This window comes from Paenibacillus tianmuensis, from assembly GCF_900100345.1.
Taxonomy (GTDB): domain Bacteria; phylum Bacillota; class Bacilli; order Paenibacillales; family NBRC-103111; genus Paenibacillus_G; species Paenibacillus_G tianmuensis.
In genome coordinates this window covers 151709-167209 of sequence record NZ_FMTT01000001.1, presented here as the reverse complement: position 1 = coordinate 167209, position 15501 = coordinate 151709, and the positions used below count along the sequence as shown (strand labels likewise).

At 54.1% G+C, this 15501-nt stretch carries 17 protein-coding genes; all 17 read right to left on the bottom strand.

What is annotated here, in order from left to right:
* Nucleotides 1–145: 145 nt before the first annotated feature.
* The 17 genes from BLO51_RS00945 to ndk all read right to left on the bottom strand — a co-directional run bounded on the left by BLO51_RS00945 (nt 146) and on the right by ndk (nt 15432).
* Nucleotides 146–736, bottom strand: coding sequence for a histidine phosphatase family protein (locus BLO51_RS00945; protein WP_090665863.1), 591 nt, complete (start codon nt 734–736; stop codon nt 146–148).
* A 66-nt stretch (nt 737–802) separates the two neighbouring features.
* A complete protein-coding gene (locus tag BLO51_RS00940; RefSeq protein ID WP_090665861.1) occupies nt 803–1429 on the bottom strand; it encodes an anti-sigma factor family protein in 627 nt (208 codons plus the stop codon).
* Entirely contained in the window at nt 1426–2019 is a 594-nt protein-coding gene (locus BLO51_RS00935) for an RNA polymerase sigma factor (RefSeq protein WP_090665860.1), read from the bottom strand. Before BLO51_RS00935 ends, BLO51_RS00940 begins: the two co-directional genes overlap by 4 nt.
* 396 nt (nt 2020–2415) lie before the next feature.
* Nucleotides 2416–3504 carry a prephenate dehydrogenase gene (locus BLO51_RS00930; RefSeq protein ID WP_090665858.1) on the bottom strand — a complete coding sequence of 363 codons (1089 nt, stop codon included), beginning with the start codon at nt 3502–3504 and terminating at the stop codon, nt 2416–2418.
* Entirely contained in the window at nt 3501–4601 is a 1101-nt protein-coding gene (hisC, locus tag BLO51_RS00925; protein WP_090665856.1) for a histidinol-phosphate transaminase, read from the bottom strand. Before hisC ends, BLO51_RS00930 begins: the two co-directional genes overlap by 4 nt.
* Before the next feature lie 46 nt (nt 4602–4647).
* A complete protein-coding gene (gene trpA, locus BLO51_RS00920; protein WP_090665854.1) occupies nt 4648–5460 on the bottom strand; it encodes a tryptophan synthase subunit alpha in 813 nt (270 codons plus the stop codon).
* Nucleotides 5447–6652 (bottom strand): tryptophan synthase subunit beta, encoded by a 1206-nt coding sequence (gene trpB / locus BLO51_RS00915; protein ID WP_090665852.1) that lies wholly within the window; start codon nt 6650–6652, stop codon nt 5447–5449. Before trpB ends, trpA begins: the two co-directional genes overlap by 14 nt.
* On the bottom strand, nt 6645–7337 hold the full coding sequence (locus tag BLO51_RS00910) for a phosphoribosylanthranilate isomerase (protein WP_090665851.1): 693 nt from the start codon (nt 7335–7337) through the stop codon (nt 6645–6647). Before BLO51_RS00910 ends, trpB begins: the two co-directional genes overlap by 8 nt.
* 7 nt (nt 7338–7344) lie before the next feature.
* Complete coding sequence (trpC, locus tag BLO51_RS00905) at nt 7345–8154, bottom strand: indole-3-glycerol phosphate synthase TrpC (RefSeq protein ID WP_090665849.1); 810 nt, start codon at nt 8152–8154, stop codon at nt 7345–7347.
* Complete coding sequence (gene trpD / locus BLO51_RS00900) at nt 8144–9187, bottom strand: anthranilate phosphoribosyltransferase (RefSeq protein WP_090665847.1); 1044 nt, start codon at nt 9185–9187, stop codon at nt 8144–8146. The genes trpC and trpD overlap by 11 nt, the downstream gene beginning before the upstream one ends.
* A 30-nt stretch (nt 9188–9217) precedes the next feature.
* Nucleotides 9218–10759 carry an anthranilate synthase component I gene (gene trpE / locus BLO51_RS00895; protein ID WP_090665845.1) on the bottom strand — a complete coding sequence of 514 codons (1542 nt, stop codon included), beginning with the start codon at nt 10757–10759 and terminating at the stop codon, nt 9218–9220.
* 318 nt (nt 10760–11077) lie between these two features.
* On the bottom strand, nt 11078–11455 hold the full coding sequence (aroH, locus tag BLO51_RS00890; protein ID WP_090665843.1) for a chorismate mutase: 378 nt from the start codon (nt 11453–11455) through the stop codon (nt 11078–11080).
* A 3-nt stretch (nt 11456–11458) separates the two neighbouring features.
* Nucleotides 11459–12556 carry a 3-dehydroquinate synthase gene (gene aroB / locus BLO51_RS00885; RefSeq protein WP_090665841.1) on the bottom strand — a complete coding sequence of 366 codons (1098 nt, stop codon included), beginning with the start codon at nt 12554–12556 and terminating at the stop codon, nt 11459–11461.
* A 17-nt stretch (nt 12557–12573) separates the two neighbouring features.
* Nucleotides 12574–13737: a chorismate synthase gene (aroC, locus tag BLO51_RS00880; RefSeq protein WP_090665839.1), complete on the bottom strand. Its 1164-nt coding sequence runs from the start codon at nt 13735–13737 to the stop codon at nt 12574–12576.
* A gap of 204 nt (nt 13738–13941) precedes the next feature.
* A complete protein-coding gene (locus tag BLO51_RS28995; protein WP_167670067.1) occupies nt 13942–14106 on the bottom strand; it encodes a hypothetical protein in 165 nt (54 codons plus the stop codon).
* Nucleotides 14107–14190: 84 nt separating this feature from the next.
* A complete protein-coding gene (locus BLO51_RS00875) occupies nt 14191–14970 on the bottom strand; it encodes a CheR family methyltransferase (protein WP_090665837.1) in 780 nt (259 codons plus the stop codon).
* An 18-nt stretch (nt 14971–14988) separates the two neighbouring features.
* The gene (ndk, locus tag BLO51_RS00870) at nt 14989–15432 is read right to left on the bottom strand and encodes a nucleoside-diphosphate kinase (protein WP_090665835.1); all 444 of its coding nucleotides are present in this window, start codon (nt 15430–15432) and stop codon (nt 14989–14991) included.
* Nucleotides 15433–15501 lie beyond the last annotated feature (69 nt).

Genomic DNA, 15501 nt, shown 5'->3' with positions numbered 1-15501 from the left:
CCCAGTATGGGAAAATGTTCTAGATTTAAACGCGGTCGGTTAAAAGTTTATTTCCGTCCCATATAAAAAAACGGCTTTGCACGCACTTCTAAAAAATAGAAATGCGTGCAAAGCCGCTTCATTTCGGCTAAGTATGATCCCTCTTTCAAGCCCTTTGCTCAAGCTCCGCGAGATGGACCGTACAGTTCAGCAGCCGGCACTGCCAGCCATCCGGTGTCCGCTGCGTAATCGTAAGTGACATATTGCTCAGATGCTCTTCAATCTTTCTTCCGATAAACTGTGCCAGCACTGGTGCGATGTATCCGCCATGACTGACGAGCAAGATCCGTTTGCCCCGATGCTCGCGGTCCACGTCGACGAGAAAGGACGCCCAGCGCGCCAGCAGCTTCTCATCGCTCTCCTTGCCGAGATCCAAGTCTCTCCACCCCTCGCCCCAGCGCTCAATGCGCTCTTGCAGCGTGGTCCCTTCCAACTCGCCGAACGCCCGCTCCCTCAGCCTGGCATCCAATCCAAGAAGCGGAGCACCGGTAAGGCGGGATATCGTAAGAGCCGTTTCTTTAGCCCGAAGCAGGTCGCTGGCGATGATGCCGTCCCATGCCTCTCCCGCAAGCCGCTTTGCCAGCAATTCGGCCTGTACCCGTCCTACTTCAGCCAAGGGCGTGTCCATCTGCCCCTGCATGCGTCCCGCCAAATTCCATTCCGTCGTCCCGTGACGTATAAACCCAAGCGTTACCATTCGTTTGCCGACTCTCCTTTTCTGCCTGATGCAAAAGACAAAAGCCCCGGAAACGGGGCCTTCTCGTTACTGGCGTGTGCGCGAAAACCAATTCATGATCAGGAGCGTGCCGGTCAATCCGAATAACGACACGAAAAGCATATAATCGTTGATCGTACGAATCGGTCCGACCTGATACATGAACGGATCACTGAACCCGCGCAGACTTGCTACGGCCGTAGGCATCGCATGCACGTTCATCGAATCCGATTTCCCGGCGACGGCAACGACGGGATCGTTCATTCGCCCGAAAACCGCGGATTCATGCAGAGAGCCGGCTTCGTACCGACCGTCGTTCGTAAACGAAAAGTAAAAGGTGACCATAAACAGAGCGACAAAGCAAACGATCACCGCAGTCAGATTCCGCCGCAGCTTGTTAGAAAACTGATACAGACGGTCGCCGACCGGAATGCGCCACGACTCATCCGCATAGATTCGATTCATGACGCTGGAAGATACGGAAACCTCGCCGCTATCGAACGTCTTTTCCACCCCAGCCGTTCGGATTAATTCCGTGCTCTCCTGCCATATTTGAAATTCTTCAGCGCATGAAGGGCAATTTTTAATATGCTCATCCACTGCCAGCCGATTCGGATCGTCTTTCGGCAGGTCCCAGTATACGCCGAAAAAATCGTAAACGTCATCGCATTTCATCGTCGATTCATCTCCTCATACTCCTCAAAGATCGGTTCAAGAAAGTATGGTTCCAGTTGAAGCTTTACACTGGCCCTTGCTCTGAACAACAAAGACTTGACCGAACTCACCGTTTGTCCGAGGATATTCGCTATCTCTTGATAATCAAGCTGATCATACTCTCGCAATATAAGCGCGGAACGCTGCTTCTCGGGCAAATTGTTGATCGCATCGCGAACCATAGACACCTTTTCGTTGCGAAGCACCGTTTGTTCCGGCAAAGTTTCCACTGCGGTTTGAGGCGTGTATCCGCTTTGCTCCAGTGAAACCTGGGTGTTCTTATGTTTACGCAGCTCGCTAAGAACCGTATTGCGCGCAATGGTGTAGAGCCAAGTGGAGAAGGTTGCCTCTACCTCGCGGAATGAATGCAGGCTGCGGTAAGCCTTGTAGAATGTCTCGTTGCACAAGTCCTCCGCCAACGATTCCATTTGTGCGCTTTTCAGCATATGAAAGATGAATGCCAATATTTTACGTTCGTAGCGGCGCATTAATTCGTCGTATAGTTGGACGTTGCCGTCCTTGATTTCTCTGATCAACTGGGAATCGGTCATCCGAGTGCGACCCTCCTTGTGATTCCTGCTTACTCCCAGCGATGCTACTTTGTTGTACTGTTTGGGGGAGTAAAAAGTTGCGGTCGATTTTAAAATTTTTTTAGAATTGGGGGCGATCATACTAAGATTCGAGGTAACTAGCCAAAAATCCTGCTTTTCCGACAAGATTCATAACTTTTTCCAAAAACAGGTGTGCACTTTTACTTCTTTATGGACCCATTTTCTGTATATGCACACGGGCAAAAAAAAGACCGCCTGAAACTCAGGCGGTTGCACAGTGTGCAATTATTCGGATAGGAGTGGAGAGAAACCATACTGTACTTTTATTATATGTATACGTTTACAAAATGTCAATGGTTTTTTTGAAAACGTTTCCGACTTTTTTAGAAAAAAAGACTACACGTGAACCGCGTAGTCTTTTTTAAGCAATTCCAGCGCTTTGTCCATTTGTCCTTCCTCCCGGAACGACAAACGCAAAACACCGGGGACATCTTCCCGGCTTTCGATGATCTGAATGTTGCTAAGGTTGACCCGTTGGCTGCCGAGCAGCGTCGTAATCTGCGCGATGATACCCGGATGGTCGGGCACGTCCACATAAATATCATAGAACGAATGGATGACGCCCTTGCGCCGCTCCGGCAATCCGGAGCGGAATTGGTTGGCTTTCTGAAACTCACGTTCGATGCCAACACCGTCCTCCGCTTCCAACCGGCCGATAAATCCGGAAATTTCGTCGTTCCAGTCCCGAAGCAGCTTCAGGATCACTTCACGATTGTTGATCAGAATATCCCGCCAGATGACCGGATCGCTGGAAGCAATGCGCGTGATGTCTCGAAAGCCGCCCGCCGCCAAATTCTGATACAGCTCGTTCGATTCGTTATAACGAGCAATTTGGTTCACGAGTGCCACGGCAATAATATGCGGAAGGTGACTGATTGCGCCCACGATCTCGTCATGCAGCACCGGGTCTACCTTCACCAGATGTGCCCGGGTGTGGTGAAGCAGTTCCGCAAGCCGGTCGTAAGCGTCCTTCGGCGTTCCGGCATCCGGCGTCAGCACATAAAAGGCGTTCTCGAACAGTCTGGAGCTCGCCGCCTCCACGCCCGACTTTTCCTTGCCCGCCATCGGATGGCCTCCGATAAAATGGACGCCCGGCAGTTGAAGGCGCGAAGCGCAGAACGTTACGCTCGCTTTCGTGCTTCCAACATCGGTGATGACGCAGCCCGGTTTCAACGGGAGCACGGACAATTTGTGCAAATACTCCTCAAGGTTGCCGACCGGAACGCACAAAAATATAAAATCCGCTTCCGCCGCTGCTTCCTCAATCGAAGTAGTCGCATGATCCACGACTTCGCGCTTCAAATATTTCTCTACAGACTTCGGGTTATTCGAATGGCCCACCACCGTCAGTCCCGGCTTCCCCTTGAAGCACAGGGCCAACGAGCCTCCGATCAATCCGACTCCGAATATAGCAACCTTTGTCATGAGGCGGCCACTTCACTCAGAACTTGCTCCAGCGCTCCAAGGAATTTGTTGTTTTGCTCTTCGCTGCCCACCGTTACCCGGATCATGGTCGGGTAGCCCCAGCTCGGATCGTGACGGACGATAATTCCTTTACGCAGCAGCCCTTGGAATACCACGCCTCCGTCCCGCTTCACGTCCACCATAATGAAGTTGCCGTGAGCATCGAAGTACGGCAGTTCCAACTCGGCGAATTTCGCTGTCAGCTTACGGATTCCATTCGCGTTCGCCACGCGGCAGGACTCGATAAACGCATCGTCGTTTACCGCCGCCAGCGCCGCTTTTTGGGCAAAGCTCGTCGTATTGAACGGCTCGCGCACTTGATTGATCGAGCGGACGACATCGGGATGGCCTATGCCGTAACCGATGCGCAAAGACGCCAAGCCATAGATTTTAGAAAACGTGCGCAGCACGACGACATTATTATGCTTCTCCAGCAGCTTAATGCTGTCGGGATATTGTCCGCTGACGTTGTACTCCGCGTAAGCTTCATCCAGCACGACCATGACGTTCTTCGGCACGGCCTCCAGGAACGCCGTAATTTCCGCTTCGCTCAGCATCGTCCCGGTCGGGTTGTTCGGGTTGCAGATCCAGACAATTTTCGTCCGGGAATTTACTTTGCCCAGCATCGCTTGCAGATCGTGTTTTCCGTTCGCGTCTACAGGCACCTCGATTACCTTGGCCCCTTCGACCTCGGCGTTGTGCTTGTACTGCGGAAACGTCGGGTAAGCGGTAATCGTCTCGTCTTCCGGAGTCAGGAACGCGCGGGCGATCATCAAGATCACTTCATCCGATCCTAATCCGAAAATAATTTGATTCGGCTGTACCCCCAGCTTATTGGCGACGGCGTTCGTCAGTTCAACAGCGCCGCCGTCGGGATATATGCTGATTTGGTCGAGCATCGCGGCAATCGCTTCTTTCGCTTTGGGCGAACATCCGAAAGGATTTTCGTTGGAAGCAAGCTTGATCACTTCCGTCAGACCAAGCTCGCGCTTGACTTCGTCAATCGGTTTTCCCGGCTGGTAGACCGGGAGATGAACGATATTTTGTTTAGGCTGCACGACAAAGGTCACCTCGTCACATGAATTAGTAGCTCCAAGACCGGAATCATTTCCCCATTAATTTTCGCACAAATTCATGAATTTGCAAGAGCCCTTGCGATTTTGTCGACTCATTCGTGAGGAGCGGCAGCGTTTCTTCCACCGTGCGCACCAAGGCGCTGCCTACTACGATCCCGTCGCACATCCCCGTGAACCGCGCAAACTGCTCCGGAGTAGAGATGCCGAAGCCGATAGCGATCGGAAGATCGGTCGACGATTTAACAATGGTCAAAAATTCGTCGATGCCGCTGTGGAACTCGGTCCGCGTCCCCGTAACACCGAGCGACGATACGCAGTAAACGAAGCCGCTAGCACGCGAAGCGATTCGCTGCACGCGTTCTTTGGATGTCGGCGCAACAAGCGGGATAAGATGAAGGCCGTGCTGCTGCGCCAGCGCCCGTACCTCTTCATCCTCTTCCATCGGCAGATCGGGAATAATAAGTCCGTCAATACCATTTTCTTGCATAAGCTTAAAAATACGGTCAAGCCCCGTTTGCAGCACCGGATTATAATAACTAAATAAAACAAACGGGATTTCACAGCCTTCACTGCGCGCCTCGCGGGCTGCCTCGATGCAATCGAGAATCGAGATGCGGTTCGCCTTGAGCGCGCGCATGGACGAGCGTTGAATGACCGGGCCGTCCGCCAGTGGGTCCGAATAAGGAACGCCCAGCTCGATCATCGCCGCTCCGGCTTTCTCAAGCTCTTTTATGATGTCGACCGAGGTCCGCACGTCCGGGTCTCCGATCGTCAAAAACGGGATGAAAGCCGGCTGTTTTTGTTCACGCAGCTCGGCAAATTTCCGGTCAATGCGATTCATCGGCAGTTCCTCCCAAATAATTCATGATCGCTTCCACGTCCTTGTCGCCGCGTCCGGAGAGACTGACAACAATGATTTCGTCTTTGCCCATCGCTGGCGCCCGCTTGATCGTCTCAGCAATGGCATGTGCGCTTTCCAATGCCGGGATAATCCCTTCCTTGCGGCTCAGCAGCTGCAGCGCGTCCAGCGCTTCTTTGTCCGTAATCGGGACGTATTCCGCCCGGCCGGTATCTTTCAAATGCGCATGCTCCGGCCCGACGCCTGGATAGTCGAGACCGGCGGATATCGAGTGCGCTTCCTGCACTTGGCCGAATTCGTCCTGCAGCAAAAAGCTGTACGAGCCCTGGAACACCCCTTGGCTGCCTTTCGTCATCGTCGCGGCATGTTTATCCGTATCGACGCCTCGTCCGGCGGCCTCTACACCGATCAAACGCACGTTCTCGTCCTGCACGAACGGATAGAACATCCCGATCGCATTGCTGCCCCCGCCTACGGCCGCAATAACCGCATCCGGCAGCCGCCCTTCCAGTTCGAGAATTTGCTTGCGGGATTCGTCGCCGATAATACGTTGGAAGTCCCGCACCATCATCGGGTACGGATGCGGGCCTGTAGCCGAACCAAGGATGTAGAACGTATCTTCCACCTGGCTCACCCAGTAACGCAGCGCTTCGTTGCAAGCATCCTTCAGCGTACGGGTGCCGGAAAGCACCGGAACCACTTCCGTGCCGAGCAGGTTCATCCGGAACACGTTGAGCTGCTGCCGCTTCATGTCCTCCTCGCCCATGAACACCTTGCATTCGAAACCGAGCAGCGCGGCAACCGTGGCTGTGGCGACCCCATGCTGGCCGGCGCCGGTTTCGGCGATAATTTTCGTTTTGCCCATCCACTTCGCGAGCAGCCCTTGGCCGAGCGCGTTGTTGATTTTGTGGGCGCCCGTATGGTTTAAATCTTCGCGCTTCAAGTAGATTTTGGCACCGCCCAAATGCTCGGTCAGTCTTCCGGCGTAATATAAGGAAGTCGGACGTCCCGAATAACGGTGCAGCCAGTAGTTCAGCTCCTCCTGAAAACGAGCGTCTTTGGTGTATTTTTTTAACGATTCTTCCAGCTCGATCAAAGCATTCATCAGCGATTCCGGCACGTAACGCCCGCCGAACTTGCCGAATCGGCCGTGAATATCCGGTCCGTTATACAATGGTCTGCACCCTCTCGACGAATTTTTTTATTTTCACGATATCTTTGACCCCTTCCGTTTCAACGCCGCTGGACACATCTACGCCATCGGGCATATACGTATCGACCAGGTCCCGCACATTATCCGGCTGCAGCCCTCCGGCCACGAGCAGCGGAATGCCGGCTTCGCGGCACCAGGCGAGATAAGGCGGAATCGTATCCCAAGCAAACGTTTTGCCCGAGCCCCCGCCATAAACCGGATCGTACGTATCCAGCAGCATGCCGTCTACGGCATGGCGATACGGTTCCAACCTGCTTATGCCCTGAGACTCATTCCCGGCTTTCGTTTCACCGGCCTTGACGGTAAATACCTTAAAGACGCGCGTCCCCGGAAATGTCTGCTTCACGGCACTACAAAACTCGGCGCTCTCTTCCCCGTGAAGCTGTACGACGTCCAGCGCTGCCTCCTGCAGGACCGCCTTCAGCTCTTCCATCGTCGGATTAACGAAGACGCCGACGGCTGCGGGCTTCTTCGCCCCGGCAGCCAGCTTCATGCTGCGGATCATCTCGCCGGCCTGCTGCGGCGTCACCTGCCGCTTGCTCGGCGCAAAGACGAAGCCGACGTAGTCCACCGGAAGCCCGGCAACCCGCTCCGCCATTTCAGCCGTCCGCAAACCGCATATTTTTACGCTCACCCTTGCTGTCATCCTCTGCTCACTCCTTACCGGCATCCGCTTCAGAATATGAACCCATCAAGGTATGGACGGCTTCGGAAACGTCCGGCTGGCGCATGAAATGCTCGCCGACGAGCACCGCACGAGCACCGACCGAATGAAGCCATTCGATCTCCTCCGGCTTCGAGATGCCGCTTTCGCTGACGACGGTTGTCCCTTTCGGAATGGAGCCAACAAGCTGCTCCGTCGTGCGAAGATCGGTCACAAACGTTTGGAGATTGCGGTTATTGATGCCGATCATCGTTGGGCTAAGCTCCAGCACACGGGCAAGCTCCTCCTGATCATGCACTTCAATCAGCACATCCAAACCGATACTATGGGCGATCAACTGGAACTGACGCATCTGCTCTGTCGTCAGGATAGCGGCGATCAGCAGAATCGCGTCGGCTCCGATGCAGCGCGCCTCATAGATTTGATGCGGATCGATCGTAAAATCTTTGCGCAGAAGCGGCACGCCGACAGCCTGCCTCACCCGGCTCAAATAGTCGTTGGAGCCTTGAAAATACGGAGCGTCGGTCAGCACCGAAAGACAATCCGCTCCCGCCTCCTCGTAAGCCTTCGCCAACCGGACAGGCTCGAAATCTTCCCGGATCAAACCCTTGGAAGGCGAGGCCTTCTTCACCTCCGCGATCAGTCCCATCGGACGCTTCCGTCCTGCACTCAATGCGCGCTCAAACCCGAGGCACGGCGCCAGTCCGGCGATCGTTTTTTCCATTTCGGCGATGGTAATCTGCTCTTTAAGCGACGCTACTTCCTGCCGTTTGGTGGCAACAATGCGATCAAGAAACATAGCTCTCTTCTCCCGTAAATTGGACTAATTGCTCCAGCTTCGCTTGGGCCCGGCCCGAGTCGATAACCGATGCGGCCAGCTTCACGCCTTCCTGCAGCGTTCCGGCCATGCCGGTGACGTAGAAGCACGCTCCGGCATTGGCTAGCACGATATCGCGGCAAGCGCCGGTCTCGCCGGCGAAAATGCGATGAATAATGCCCGCGTTCACATGGGCGTCTCCTCCGATGACATCCTTAATGCTGTAAGTGCGAAGCCCCAACTCATCCGGTGTGATTTCAAACGTGCGAATGTTCCCGTCCTTCAGCTCGGTCACCTGCGTGCCCGCAGAGATGCTGATTTCATCCAACCCGTCGAGACTGGCGACAACGAGCGCGCGCTTTACGCCGAGCGCCTGCATCACATGGGCGATCGTTTCCGTTTTGCCGCGGTCAAAGATGCCGAGCACCTGACGATCGGCTCCAGCGGGGTTCGTGAGTGGGCCCAGCAGGTTAAATACGGTGCGGACGCCGAGCTCTCTGCGCGGGGCGGCAACGTGCCGCATCGACTGATGATACAGCTGCGCAAACATGAAGCAAATGCCAACCTGCTCCAAGCAGCGCGCCGCTTGCTGATGATTCAATTGAATGTTGACGCCAAGCGCCTCGAGCACGTCGGCGCTGCCGCTTTTGCTGGACATCGCCCGGTTCCCATGCTTTGCCACGCGGATACCGCCCGCCGCCGCTACGATGGCCGCCGTAGTCGAAATGTTGAACGTATCTGCGCCGTCGCCACCGGTGCCGCACGTATCGAGCAGATTCGCCTGTCTGGTGCTGACCCGGCTTGCTTTCAATCGCATCGTCTCGGCAAAGCCGGTTATTTCTTCGATCGTTTCCTCTTTCATGCGGAGTCCCGTAAGCAAAGCTCCGATCTGCGAAGGCGTCGCCCCGCCTTCCATAATGTCGGACATCACATCTCGCGCCTCGGACCGCGTCAAATGCTGCAGCCCGATAATTTTCCCAATCGCCTGTTGAACCGTCAACGTCGTTTGCTCCATTGTCCGTGCCTCCCCTTTATCCCGATTGTTTTATTGATAATAATCGTGATTGATCAATGCAACCTCCGGCGGTTTCGATGCAAAAACGGCTTCCGCCATGCGGATCGATTTCAGCATGCCCTTGGCTTTGTTGATCGTCTCCTGGTACTCGTTCTCCGGAACGGAATCCCAGACGATCCCGGCGCCTGCCTGGACATAAGCTTTGCCATTCTTGAATACGATCGTACGGATCGTAATGCATGTATCGAGGTTGCCCGAGAAGCCGAAGTAACCGATGGCTCCGGCGTAAGGACCGCGCGCTTCATATTCCAACTCAGCAATGATTTCCATAGCTCTGAGCTTCGGAGCGCCCGAGACGGTACCGGCGGGCAAGCACGAAATAAAAGCGTCGAAGAAATCTTTGTCCTTCGCCAGCTTGCCGGAAACGTTGGACACGATATGCATGACATGGGAGTACCGCTCGATTTGCATGAACGTGTCGCATTTCACCGAGCCGAATTCGGAGACGCGCCCAAGGTCGTTGCGACCCAGGTCAACGAGCATCAAGTGCTCGGCACGCTCTTTCTCGTCCGCCAGCAGCTCTTGTTCGAGCGCGAGGTCTTCTTCCGTCGTCCGCCCGCGGGGACGGGTACCGGCGATCGGCCGGGTCTCCACCTTCTCGTCTTCAACGCGGACGAGCAGCTCGGGGGATGTGCCGACAATGACCTCCTCGTCCATTTTGAGGCAGTACATATAAGGCGACGGATTCATCGTTCGTAAGATGCGGTACACGTGCAGCGGCGAAATGTCCGTTTCGATCTCGAAGCGCTGGGACAGGACCACTTGAAAAATGTCGCCCGCCCGGATGTATTCCTTTGCTTGATCGACGTTTGCCAAAAACTGCTCCTTCGTCACGTTCGAGCGGACTTCTCCCAAATCGACGTCGTCGGGGATGGACTGGTGATTCATCGTTAGCGCCGGAAGCGGGCGCTTCAGCCGTTCGATGGTCGCATCGATTTTAGCGCATGTTTTTTCGTAGGCGGCGACGATGTCCGCTTCCGTTCCTTGGGGAGGCACATGCACGTTGGCAATGACTTTCAACTGCTGTTTAAAATGGTCGAACACGATCACTTGATCGCAAAACATAAAGTCCAAATCGTTCATCTGCAGATCGTCCTGCCGATGCGCCGGCAACTTCTCGTAATATTGCAGCAGATCATAACCGAAAAACCCGACGGCTCCGCCCGTAAAGCGCGGCAAATCCGGCAGCGAAGGGCTCGTAAACGCGCTTAAATGCGCTTTAAGCACATCCACCGGCTTTTCCTTCGAAGTCGTCGTTCCTTCCGGCCCCTCGATGCGAGTCACACCGTTTTTGGCCTGAATAAACATAAACGGGTCGGTTCCGATAAAAGAATAACGCGCCCATTTGATCCCGCCTTCGACGCTTTCCAGCAAGAAGGCACGCTTCTCTTCGTAAAAATGTTGAAATACGCGAATCGGCGTCTCCGTATCGGCTATCAAATTGCGGACGACAGGGATCAGGTTATACTGGCTGGCAAGCCGAACAACTTCCTTTGCTTCCGGTGTGTGCATCGTCTTCTCTCCTCTTCTCGACTCAAAAATAACTGGGCTCTGCAAACGTAAAAAAGCCTCTACGCATCGTAGAGGCGGTATTCAGCGGATGAAGGATTCGTCCAAACAGAAAGTATGCTCAAAGTACGCCAAAGAGCCCTAGGATAGGTTAAAATAAACCTGCCGGTAGTGCCCCGCACGCATCTTGGCGGTTCTTTCCACGAACGGGTAATCTTCTCATCTCATCTCAAACTGAACTAGGCTAACTCTCTACTCTGCTCTGTTACTGCAACTCACTCTTATCTGCTTAACTCGTTGTAATCAACTATACTACCTCAATTATGCTTTTGTCAATTTGGACAAATCGGGACGAAGCCGCATCGCTTCTCTTTGATAAACATGGATGATTTCATTTTGCTGTTTGTCCGTATTGACCATCACCATTAAACGAACACAGCGGGGCAATCCGCCCTCCACCGGAATTTCGAGCGAGCACATCAGCGGGACTAAGTCCCAGCCCGGCATCTGGCGGATAGCCCGCGCAGGGAACGTGGCCGTCAAATCCGGCGTCACCGTAACGAATACGCTGGCAATCTCCTCCGGAATGATTCCGTTTTCCACGATAATTTGATTAAGCAGCGCTGTTGTTGCCGATAAAATGTCATTCTCTTCGTTGCGTTCCACGGTCGTTGCTCCGCGGATTCCTCTTACGAACATCCGTCAGTCCTCCCGTTTTAACCGATCCACGATCTCTCTGACCCATTCTGCGGATACGTTTTTGTTAATTTCGACCTTGCCGATGGCCGTCGGAATAATGTAAACCATGCGGCCTTCGCTGAATTTTTTGTCATGCATCATTGCACGCATGATCGCCTCGGTATCGAAGTGCGCCGGAATGCGCGTAGGAAGACCGAACTTCTTGAAAATGCGTTCGGTCACCGTTAGAATCTCTACGGGATTGCCCATACGCACCGACAGCATCGCCGCGCCGACCATGCCGATGGAGATCGCTTCGCCATGCTGCAGCTCGTTGTAGCCGGCCACCGCCTCCAGCGCGTGACCGATCGTATGCCCAAGGTTCAGGATGGCGCGTAGATCGTTCTCCCGTTCATCCTGAGACACGACCGCCGCTTTGACGGCGCAGCCATTGTACAGCCCGTACTGGAGCGCTTCCGGGTCCAGCCCGATAAGCTTCTCCGCATTCGCTTCGCACCACGCGGTAAACTCCGCATCCCAGATTAGCCCGTGCTTGATCATTTCCGACAATCCCGCGCGCACGTCCCGATCCGGCAAAGTGAGCAGCGTAGACGTGTCATACAATACCATCTCCGGCTGATGGAATGCGCCGATAATGTTCTTCGCCAGCGGATGGTTGACGGCGACCTTGCCGCCCACGCTGCTGTCGTGAGCCAGAATCGTCGTCGGAATCTGCACAAACCGGATGCCGCGCATGTAACTGGCCGCCACAAACCCGGCCAAATCGCCGACAACGCCTCCGCCAAGCGCGACGACCGTCGATTTGCGGTCCAGGCCTGCCTGCAAGCAGGCGCCGACGATGTCTTCCAGCACCGCGAGCGATTTGGACTTCTCGCCTGCCGCAACGGTGTAGGACACCGCCGTATAGCCGCCTTCTGCCAATCGGTCCATGACTAGCTTCAGATGATGCTTCGCCACATGACCGTCGGTTACGACAAGCAGCGGCGACGCTTTGCTAATCCCGTGCTTCTCAAAGTACGCGGCGATATCCGCGAGCAGGCCCTCCCCGATATAAATCGGGTAGGACCTCGTACCAAGGTCTACCGTTAGCTCTCTGACCATAAATCCGGCTCTCCCGCTTAGTAAGTTTTGATTTGCTCCAAATAACTATTATAATTTCTACGGATTTCCTCCAGCGAATCGCCGCCGAATTTTTCCATAAACGCTCTCGCCACTTCCCAAGCAACGACGTTCTCCAAGATGACGCCGGCCGCGGGTACCGCGCACGTATCGGAGCGCTCCACCTGTGCCGTGAACGCTTCCTTCGTATCGATATCTACGCTTTGCAGCGCTTTATAGAGGGTCGAGATCGGCTTCATGACGCCGCGTACGACGATCGGCTCGCCGGTAGTCATTCCGCCCTCGAATCCGCCTGCACGGTTGGTTGCGCGATAAAAGCCGCGCTCCTCGTCGTGCACGATTTCGTCGTGCACGGACGAGCCTCTGCGCTTGGCCGCTTCGAACCCGATCCCGAATTCTACGCCCTTGAACGCTTGAATCGACAGCACCGCCTGCGCAATGCGTCCGTCAAGCTTGCGGTCCCATTGTACATGGCTGCCAAGACCCGTAGGCACGCCTTCGATAATGCACTCGACGACACCGCCAAGCGTATCGCCGTCGTCCTTGGCCGCGTCGATCGCCGCAATCATTTTCGCTTCCGCATCTTTATCCGTCACCCGTACCGGCGATTCCTCCGTGATGCGGATCAGCTCGTCGATCGGCAGCTCCTGCCGCTGCACTTCCACTTCCCCGATGCGAATCACCTGACCGGCGACTTTGATGCCGAATTCCTTCAGCAGCTCGCGAGCCATGCCTCCGACAGCTACGCGCATCGTCGTTTCCCGCGCGCTGGAGCGTTCAAGAATGTTGCGCAAATCGCGCTGATTGTATTTCAAACCGCCGTTCAAATCGGCATGACCCGGACGCGGGCGGTTCACCCGACGCTTCGACTCGTCATTGCCTTCGATCGGCTCGATGTTCATGATGGAAGTCCAATGCTTCCAATCGTTGTTCTCCACTACAAGCGCAATTGGGGCGCCGGTCGTTTTGCCGTGGCGCACGCCGCCGACAACGTTCACGGTATCCTTCTCAATCTGCATGCGGCGTCCTCGCCCGTAGCCTTTCTGTCGTCTGGCGAGCTGTTCGTTCACCGCTTCGAAATCGATCGTTACGTTGCTTGGAAATCCCTCGATAATCGTTGTCAATTGTGGTCCGTGCGTTTCCCCTGCGGTTAAATATCTCACCTGATTTTTCTCCTTTCATCCTATCCCATGAAAAGCGTAAGCTTTCTTTCTTTCAAAACGCTTTAGCGCTTTTATGTGCTGAGTCATGTGCTAATTATAGTATAGGCCTGCGGCTTTGACAAGAATATGCAAGAACAAAAAGAAGCGCCGGCCAAAGGCATGTAGCCGATGGCTGCGCTTCTTCCCGTTTCGGACGAAGGGATGTCAGCCTCCGGCCGGTTGTTTTTTTAACACTTGAGGGCGTTCCTGAGCCTGCGGATCATGAACCAGCCCCATAATTTGCAGCGAATCGATCCCGAGAATTTGGGCGCATTCCTGTATCGAGATGAAACCCCGACGGTAAGCGTTAATGACTTTACGTTTGTCCATGCGATTCCTCCTACTGCTTTTCGGGCATAAAGAATCTGTCTACTTTTTATTCATAGTATGGAATCGTATGGAAACGTTTATTCATTACACTTCCGTTTTACGGTAAAAAAACGTTTCGGCGGATTCCAATCCGTACTGGGCCGGACTGAAAATCTGCTCGGTGCTGCCGACGAACAAGATGCCCCCCGGCTTCAACGCATTGGCAAATTTTTGATACAATAAGTGCTTGGCTTCCTCGGTAAAATAGATCATGACATTGCGGCAAACGATTAAATCGAATCCCGTATCGAACGTATCGACCAGCAGGTTTTGCTTTTGAAAGCGGATCGATTTTTTAAGTGAATCCGCAATAAGATAAGTCAAATTTTCCTGACGGTAATATTTCTGCAAATATTTGGCCGGCACGTCCCGCACCGAACGATCCGAATAAACCGCCTTCTTCGCTTTTTCCAAAGCGCCTTCATCGATATCGGTCGCCAGCACCACGCTATCCTGCGCGTTCAGTTCCGCCAAGATCATCGCCAGCGTATAAGGCTCCTCCCCTGTAGAACATGCGGCGCTCCAGCACTTGACCTTGCGCGATTTGCGGAGCGTGTCCGGCAAAAACTTCTGTTCCAGCACTTCCCAGCGGTTCGGATTGCGCCAAAACTCAGAGACGTTGATCGTCATCCGATCCAAAAACTCGTAAAACAGCTCTTTGTCCTTCGTCATCGCCTCGAAAAACGAAGCGAACGTCGTGTACCCCTTTTTCATCCGCAGCGTAGTCAGACGGCGTTTCATCTGCGCTTCCTTATACTGGGACAAGTCGATGGACGTGTAGTCCTTGACTTTCTTGATGAATAACAGGAAATCTTTATCCTCCATGCCGCCATCCCTGCCTTATCAGATCCAAGTTTGTACCGCTTTGCTGTAATCGAGCAATTCTTCCGGACGGAAAAAGTTTGCAATTTCCCGCTCGGCGCTTTCCGAAGAATCGGCCCCGTGAATCAAGTTCAAATTCGTGTGGACTGCATAGTCGCCACGGATCGTACCGGGCAGCGCTTCCAAAGAATTCGTCTTGCCGATCATCGCCCGGGACAACGCAACGACCTGATCCCCCTGCCAAACCATCGCAAACACGGGCCCAGAGGTAATGAACTTGATCAAGTTATCGAAAAACGGCTTGCCCACATGCTCCGCGTAATGCCTTTCTGCTTGCTCGCGACTAACCTGCACCAGCTTGGCCGCGACCAATTGCAGCCCTTTTTGTTCGAAGCGGCGCACGATCTCCCCAATGAGCCCTCTCTGCACTCCGTCAGGCTTGACCATCAAAAACGTTTTTTCCATGTGTTTCTCCTCCTACCTATAATAAAGTTTATTAGGAGATTGGTTTTGGAGTTAGTTTTAGGCATACAT

Bases quoted from the DNA above. Each gene is read 5' to 3' on its own strand.
- BLO51_RS00945 (WP_090665863.1), bottom strand. From the start codon at position 736: ATGGTAACGCTTGGGTTTATACGTCACGGGACGACGGAATGGAATTTG.
- BLO51_RS00940 (WP_090665861.1), bottom strand. From the start codon at position 1,429: ATGAAATGCGATGACGTTTACGATTTTTTCGGCGTATACTGGGACCTG.
- BLO51_RS00935 (WP_090665860.1), bottom strand. From the start codon at position 2,019: ATGACCGATTCCCAGTTGATCAGAGAAATCAAGGACGGCAACGTCCAA.
- BLO51_RS00930 (WP_090665858.1), bottom strand. From the start codon at position 3,504: ATGACAAAGGTTGCTATATTCGGAGTCGGATTGATCGGAGGCTCGTTG.
- trpA (WP_090665854.1), bottom strand. From the start codon at position 5,460: ATGAATCGCATTGACCGGAAATTTGCCGAGCTGCGTGAACAAAAACAG.
- BLO51_RS00910 (WP_090665851.1), bottom strand. From the start codon at position 7,337: ATGACAGCAAGGGTGAGCGTAAAAATATGCGGTTTGCGGACGGCTGAA.
- trpC (WP_090665849.1), bottom strand. From the start codon at position 8,154: ATGTTTCTTGATCGCATTGTTGCCACCAAACGGCAGGAAGTAGCGTCG.
- trpD (WP_090665847.1), bottom strand. From the start codon at position 9,187: ATGGAGCAAACGACGTTGACGGTTCAACAGGCGATTGGGAAAATTATC.
- trpE (WP_090665845.1), bottom strand. From the start codon at position 10,759: ATGCACACACCGGAAGCAAAGGAAGTTGTTCGGCTTGCCAGCCAGTAT.
- aroH (WP_090665843.1), bottom strand. From the start codon at position 11,455: ATGTTCGTAAGAGGAATCCGCGGAGCAACGACCGTGGAACGCAACGAA.
- aroB (WP_090665841.1), bottom strand. From the start codon at position 12,556: ATGGTCAGAGAGCTAACGGTAGACCTTGGTACGAGGTCCTACCCGATT.
- BLO51_RS28995 (WP_167670067.1), bottom strand. From the start codon at position 14,106: ATGGACAAACGTAAAGTCATTAACGCTTACCGTCGGGGTTTCATCTCG.
- BLO51_RS00875 (WP_090665837.1), bottom strand. From the start codon at position 14,970: ATGGAGGATAAAGATTTCCTGTTATTCATCAAGAAAGTCAAGGACTAC.
- ndk (WP_090665835.1), bottom strand. From the start codon at position 15,432: ATGGAAAAAACGTTTTTGATGGTCAAGCCTGACGGAGTGCAGAGAGGG.